The organism is Bergeriella denitrificans NBRC 102155 (assembly GCF_001592185.1).
Classification (GTDB): Bacteria; Pseudomonadota; Gammaproteobacteria; order Burkholderiales; family Neisseriaceae; genus Neisseria; species Neisseria denitrificans.
The window spans coordinates 1-6,065 of record NZ_BCWL01000132.1 but is presented as its reverse complement, the minus strand read 5'-3'; the positions used below and the strand labels follow the sequence as shown (position 1 = coordinate 6,065).

At 56.5% G+C, this 6,065-nt stretch carries 4 protein-coding genes; 1 reads left to right on the top strand and 3 read right to left on the bottom strand.

Features of this window, described 5'->3' with window-relative positions; all coding sequences use genetic code 11:
• Window positions 1-26 precede the first annotated feature (26 nt).
• The 3 genes from rlmB to dnaG all read right to left on the bottom strand — a co-directional run bounded on the left by rlmB (window position 27) and on the right by dnaG (window position 4,846).
• Entirely contained in the window at window positions 27-776 is a 750-nt protein-coding gene (gene rlmB, locus BDE01S_RS07510) for a 23S rRNA (guanosine(2251)-2'-O)-methyltransferase RlmB (RefSeq protein WP_066079605.1), read from the bottom strand.
• Window positions 777-875: 99 nt separating this feature from the next.
• Complete coding sequence (rpoD, locus tag BDE01S_RS07505; protein ID WP_066079604.1) at window positions 876-2,819, bottom strand: RNA polymerase sigma factor RpoD; 1,944 nt, start codon at window positions 2,817-2,819, stop codon at window positions 876-878.
• A 248-nt stretch (window positions 2,820-3,067) separates the two neighbouring features.
• Complete coding sequence (dnaG, locus tag BDE01S_RS07500; RefSeq protein ID WP_066079602.1) at window positions 3,068-4,846, bottom strand: DNA primase; 1,779 nt, start codon at window positions 4,844-4,846, stop codon at window positions 3,068-3,070.
• A 181-nt stretch (window positions 4,847-5,027) separates the two neighbouring features.
• On the opposite strand from dnaG, the gene BDE01S_RS07495 reads away from it, so the two are divergent.
• Window positions 5,028-5,990 (top strand): PhoH family protein, encoded by a 963-nt coding sequence (locus BDE01S_RS07495; protein ID WP_066079599.1) that lies wholly within the window; start codon window positions 5,028-5,030, stop codon window positions 5,988-5,990.
• Window positions 5,991-6,065 lie beyond the last annotated feature (75 nt).

The following is a 6,065-nucleotide window of genomic DNA, read 5'->3' as shown; positions in this document are numbered from 1 at the left end:
GCAAACCCAGGTGTAGCAAATACCGTTTATTTTTCCGCAGCTACTGTACGCTGGCGGCGGGTTTCGCTCAAGACCATGCCGGCGGATACGGAGACGTTCATGCTTTCGACTGTGCCGAACATGGGAATGGAGACCAGCATATCGCAATGTTCGCGGGTGAGGCGGCGCATGCCTTCGCCTTCGTTGCCCATGACCCAGGCGATGCTTTGCGGCAGGTCGGCGTGGTATAAATCTGCGTCGCCGCCCATGTCGGTGCCGACAATCCAGATGCCGTATTCTTTCAGCTCGCGCAGGGTGCGGGCGAGGTTGGTGACGGTGATGTAGGGGACGGTTTCGGCGGCGCCGCAGGCGACTTTGCTGACGGTGGCGTTCAGGCCGGCGCTTTTGTCTTTCGGGGCGATAACGGCGTGTACGCCCATGGCGTCGGCGGTACGCAGGCAGGCGCCGAGGTTGTGGGGGTCGGTGATGCCGTCGAGTACGAGCAAGAGCGCCGGCTCGCTGAGGTTTTCCAAGACATCTTCAAGATGGATGTGGTTTTTGGATGCGTCGATAAAGCCGACTACGCCCTGATGGCGTGAGCCTTTACTGAGGGTGTCGAGCCGCTCGGCTTGGGCGAAGTGTACGCGCACGTTTTCGGCGGCGGCTTTTTCGAGCACTTCGCGGGTGCGGGCATCGGATTTGCCTTCTTGGATGTAGAGCTCGGTAATGGATTTGGGGTTTTGCCACAGGCGGGCATTGACGGCGTGGAAGCCGTAAATCAAGCGTTGGTTGGCCATGGGGGTCTTTCAGTCGGGCTTAGGGCGGCCGGATGCGGGCATCGGGCCGTCTGAAAAATACGGATAAAGCCGCCCGGCGTGGCGGGCGGCTTGGCGGGTTTAGGATTTGTTGTCTTCGCTGTCGAGGAAGCTCTTCAGGCGGTCGCTGCGGGTCGGGTGGCGCAGCTTACGCAGGGCTTTGGCTTCGATTTGGCGGATGCGTTCGCGGGTCACGTCAAACTGTTTGCCCACTTCTTCCAGCGTGTGGTCGGTGTTCATGTCGATGCCGAAGCGCATACGCAAGACTTTGGCTTCGCGCGGGGTCAGGCTTTCGAGCACTTCTTTGGTCACTTCGTGCAGGCTGGAATACATGGCCGCGTCTGCCGGGGCGACGTTGTTGGCATCTTCGATGAAGTCGCCCAAGTGCGAATCATCGTCGTCGCCAATCGGGGTTTCCATGGAAATCGGCTCTTTGGCGATTTTCATGATTTTGCGGATTTTGTCTTCCGGCATTTCCATCAGCTCGGCCAGTTTGGCGGAATCGGGCTCTTCGCCGGTTTCCTGCAGGTATTGGCGCGAAATGCGGTTCATCTTGTTGATGGTCTCAATCATGTGCACCGGAATGCGGATGGTACGCGCTTGGTCGGCAATCGAGCGGGTGATGGCCTGGCGGATCCACCATGTGGCGTAGGTGGAGAATTTGTAGCCGCGTCGGTATTCGAATTTATCTACGGCTTTCATCAAGCCGATATTGCCTTCTTGAATCAAATCAAGGAACTGCAGGCCTCGGTTGGTGTATTTTTTGGCGATGGAAATCACCAGACGCAAGTTGGCCTGAATCATTTCCTGCTTGGCGGCAGCGGTTTCTTTTTCGCTGATGACCATGTTTTTGTTGATGTCTTTCAGCTCGTCGATGGAGATTTTGGTGGATTTTTCCATCTCGGCCAACTCGGTCTGCTTCTCGATAATGGCGTGGCGGAAGCGGTCGAGGGCATCGGCCCAGACGCGGCCTTTGGCCACTTCTTCGTTGACCCAGTTTAAGTCGGTCATCACGGGCAGGAAGTTTTGGATAAAGTAGTCGCGGTCCATGCGCACGCGGTCGATGCAGATGTCGCGGATTTCGCGCTCGATTTTGCGGATGTTGTCCACATGGCCGCGCAGGGTGTTGCTCAGGGCTTCAATCTGGCGGGTGGCAAAGCGGACTTCCAGCAGCTTGGCGGCGATGGCTTCGCGGTGTTGGATGTAGTCGGGGTGGCGGCTGTGGTTTTTCTCCAGCACCTTAATCATCTTGGCGTAATCGGTTTCGATTTGGGCGAAATGCGCGAGCACTTTCTGCTTGAGCTCTTCCAGATTGGCGGCGGACAGGGCTTCGGCATCGTTGCTGCCTTCATCGTCGTCTTCGCTGTCGTCGTCTTCATCGTCATCGCTGTCGCTTTCTTCGGCTTCGGGCGCGCTGCTTTCCAAATGACCGAGACCCAGCTCGTTCAGCAAGACTTCGTTGGGGTCGATAATGGCTTCGACGACTTCGTCCACGCGGATTTCATCGTTGCGGATTTGTTCAATCAATGCCAAGATTTCGGCCACGGAGCCGGGGCAGGCGGAAATGGCCTGTACCATGTTTTTCAGGGCGTTTTCGATTTTTTTGGCGATGATGATTTCGTCTTCGCGGGTCAGCAGGTCTACCTGGCCCATTTCGCGCATATACATACGCACGGGGTCGGTGGTGCGGCCGAACTCGGAATCGGCATTGGACAATGCGGCTTCGGCTTCTTCTACGGCATCGTCGTCGGTAATCGAAGCGGCGTTGTCGCTCAATAAAATGTCTTCCGCATCGGGCGCCTGCTCGGTCACCTGAATGCCCAGGCCGGAAATCATGCTGACGATGTTGTCGATTTGGTCGGCATCGGACATATCATCGGGCAGGGCATCGTTGATTTCGGAGTAGGTGATGTAGCCGCGCTCTTTACCCATGATGATGAGCTGGCGCAGGCGGGCGCGCTGCTCTTCTACGGTCAGCGGACGGTTGTCGTCTTGATCTTGGTATTCGTCTTGGTGTTGGGACATAATAATCTCGTTGTTTGACAGGGAAAGCCGACGGTTTGCATATTGCAATGCACCTGAAGGCAGAGCAGCCTGTTTATAGGTTTGATGTTGATGACTATAAACACGCTGAGGCCGTCTGAGACTTTTCAAGTAAGGGTGTTCTGCGGATCAAGACATCGCGCAGCGGCAGACAATGTTTTCAGACGGCCTAGAGGAACTAGGTTTCATACTTGGTGTAGAGTGGGAATGCCCGCCCTACGGATAATCGTTTAACTCGCTTTTGACATCAATAAAGACACCAAAAGTTTTTTTTCATAATCGTTCAAGCCGGTTTCGGCGCTTTTTTGCTTCAAGGCTTCGATTTGGCTGTATTTTAACTCATTCAGCAGCTTTTTCATGCCGATTTTGAAATTTTCGCAGTCTTCCTCGCTGCCGTCTTCGAGCTCGTCGGCGGCGTGGGCGGATTGGAAAATACCGTCGAGCACCGCGCGGTAAGGGGAGCCGCGCATATATTCCAAAATCTGTGCCGCAGAGGGCGGCGGCTGATGGCTTTTAATCATTTCCGCCAAGTTGGCCAGGCAGGCGAAATCGCCCTCCAGCGCCAAATATTCCGGCAGGTCTATATATGCAGCCCAATCCGGATTTATCAAGAGGCTGCGGATTTGCCGCTGCACCAAAGTCAGCATGGCCGGCTGCTTGGCGGTGGCCAGCGGCAGCTTGTAGCTTTTCTGCCGCACATGGCGCTTGGGTGCTTCCTGCCCCAAAAGCTGAGCCAGGTTGGCCGGGTCGATGCCCACCAAATCGCTCAGGCGCTGCTTTAATAGAAACGCCAGCGCGGGCGCGGCAATCTGCGCCAACAGCGGCGAAGCGGTTTTCACCAATTCCGCCTTGCCTTCCTGCGTATTTAGATTGAGGCCGTCTGAAAGATGTTCCCAAAAATATTCGGAAAGCGGTTTGCTTTGGTGCAGCAGGGCATCTTCAAATTGGTTTTTGCCGAACGCGCGGACGTAGCTGTCGGGGTCGTGTTCTTCGGGCAGAAACAGAAAATGCAGCGATTTATCGTCTTTCAGCTGCGGCAAAGCGTTTTCCAGCGCGCGCCACGCGGCTTTGCGGCCTGCGCCGTCGCCATCGAAACAGAAATAAATGCTGTCGGTTTGGCGCATCAGCATTTTGACATGGTCGGCGGTGGTGGATGTACCCAGCGAGGCCACGCCGTAGCCGATACCGAACTGCGCCAACGCCACCACGTCCATATAGCCCTCGACCACCAAAATCCGCCCGGCTTCTTTAATGGCTGCGCGGCCTTCATAGAGGCCGTAGAGATTGCGGCCTTTGTCGAACAGCGGCGTATCCGGTGAGTTTAAATATTTGGGTTTGGAATCATCGAGCACGCGTCCACCGAAGCCGATGACCTGGCCTTTGGTGTCGCGTATCGGAAACATAATCCGATGGCGGAAGCGGTCGTAATAGCGGTTTTGCTCTTCGTTGTGAATCACCTGCCCGCTGTCCACCAGCGGCGTGGACGGATAGGGCCGGAACACTTGCGCCAGCGGCTGCCAGCCGTCGGGCGCGTAGCCCAAGCCGTAATGGGCGATGATTTCCGCATTCAGGCCGCGGTTGGCCAAATATTGCTGCGCTTCGGGCGCGGTTTTCAGACGGCCTTGGTAAAAATCCGCGCAGGCTTGCATGGTTTCTTCCAGCGTTTGCTGCTTTTTTTTGCGCTCGGCACGCTGCTCGTGGTTTTCGACGCGTCCGCCCGTGCGCGGTACTACCATGCCCACGCGGTCGGCCAGATGCTGCACGGCTTCGGTAAAGCCCAGCCCCTGGTATTCCATCAGAAAACCGATTGCCGAGCCGTGCGCCCCGCAGCCGAAGCAGTGGTAAAACTGCTTGCTCGGGCTCACCGAAAACGACGGCGATTTTTCTTTGTGAAACGGACAGCAAGCCATATAGTTCGCCCCGCCTTTTTTCAGCGGCACGCGCTCGTCGATAATGTCGACGATATCCACTTTGGCTAAAAGTTCGTCTATGAAGTCGGATGGAATCATGGCGGCGGGTAGTTTTCAGACGGCCTATACAAGCCTGCCATTGTAACATTTTTAAGCGCGGCGGGATTTGAAATTTACGCCGTTTCGCCCGGGGCGGCAGGTGCTTTGCCGGTTGGGTTTTCCGCCGCAGGGGTTTATAATGCGGATTCATTCAACGACAGCGATTCGGAAGCGCGATTTCATGACACATACCGTCCACCTGCAATTTGAAGACATGGATAACGCCGTGCTGCAACGGCTCTGCGGCCCGCTCGACAGCAATCTGGACGCGCTCGGCCGCGCTCTGGATATCCAAATCAGCCGCCGCTTCGGACATTTCACCTTTATGGGCGACTTGGCGCACGCCGGCCGCCGCGCGCTGCTGGCGCTGGCAGAAGCGGCCGAGGGCGGCGAGTTGGAAGACAACGCCATCCGCCTGGCGGCGGTAGAAGCCAAAACCGCCGATGAAGCACACGAAGAGCAAACCCGCGACCAGCAGTATTATTTCCGCACCAAGCGCGGCAGCATCGGCGGACGCACCCCGCGTCAAAACGGCTATATCCGCGCCTTGCTCAATCACGACGTGGTGTTCGGCCTCGGCCCGGCAGGTACGGGCAAAACCTATCTGGCCGTGGCCGCAGCGGTGGACGCGATGGAAAAACACCAAATCGAGCGCATCGTATTGGTGCGCCCGGCGGTGGAAGCGGGCGAAAAACTCGGCTTCCTGCCCGGCGATTTGGCGCAGAAAGTCGATCCCTACCTGCGCCCGCTTTACGATGCGTTATACGATTTGATGGGCTTCGACCGCGTAACCAAGCTGATGGAAAAAGGCCTGATCGAAATCGCGCCGCTGGCCTATATGCGCGGCCGCACGCTCAACGGCGCGTATGTTATTCTCGACGAAGCGCAAAACACCACGCCCGAGCAGATGAAGATGTTTCTCACCCGCATCGGCTTCGGCGCCAAAGCCGTGATTACCGGCGACATCAGCCAAATCGATTTGCCGCGCAACATCAAATCCGGCCTGAAAGACGCACGCGAAAAGCTGCGCGATGTGGAAGGGCTGTATTTCCACACCTTTACCAGCGAAGACGTGGTGCGCCATCCGCTGGTGCAGAAAATCGTTGAAGCCTACGAAGCGGCAGAAGAAAAAGAGCAGGATTAATCCGCAAGGCCGTCTGAAAATGCGTATTGCCGTGTTTTCAGACGGCTTTTTCTGACAGATAGCTGTTTTATTTAT